Source organism: Rheinheimera faecalis (assembly GCF_021290965.1).
In the GTDB taxonomy this organism is placed as follows: Bacteria; Pseudomonadota; Gammaproteobacteria; order Enterobacterales; family Alteromonadaceae; genus Pararheinheimera; species Pararheinheimera faecalis.
The window spans coordinates 1-447 of the sequence record NZ_JAJOYT010000041.1 but is presented as its reverse complement, the minus strand read 5'-3'; the positions used below and the strand labels follow the sequence as shown (position 1 = coordinate 447).

Sequence of the window (447 nt, the reverse complement as noted above, 5' to 3'; positions counted from 1 at the left end):
CAATCAGCCCTAACAAACGGTTGTCTTCCAAGGTTCGGGCAGACTGTGGCTGTTTTAACCATGCATATAATCCGCTGCGCTGAATATTCAGCACCTGACACATCAGTTGCACCGGATAGTGAGCCAGCCTGGATTTTATGAACGTGTACTTTTCTTTGACTCCACGGCAAAGTACACGGCGGCCTCCTTTAATATGTCGCGTTCCATCGTCACCCGTTTCAGTTGTTTCTCTAACTCACGGATTTTGGCTTCCTGCTCAGAAACCTGCTGATAATGTTCGCTGTTGCTGCCGTATTTTTTAAGCCACAGGTAAAGACTGTTTGTAGAGATGTCTAACCGCTTCGCAACGCTTGCCACAGAATGGCCGCGCTCCGTTATTTGCTTGACTGCTTCAATCTTAAATTCTTCTGGAAACCGTTTTGTTGTCATTTGTCCCCCTCAACACAT

The 447-nt window shown here is 46.8% G+C and carries 1 protein-coding gene; it reads right to left on the bottom strand.

All coding sequences use genetic code 11. The annotated features are described in order from the left end of the window. Window positions 1-135 precede the first annotated feature (135 nt). On the bottom strand, window positions 136-429 hold the full coding sequence (locus LSG34_RS20680) for a transposase (protein ID WP_233008360.1): 294 nt from the start codon (window positions 427-429) through the stop codon (window positions 136-138). Window positions 430-447 lie beyond the last annotated feature (18 nt).

Excerpts from the sequence above, each read along its gene's own strand:
- LSG34_RS20680 (WP_233008360.1), bottom strand. The coding sequence starts at position 429 with ATGACAACAAAACGGTTTCCAGAAGAATTTAAGATTGAAGCAGTCAAG.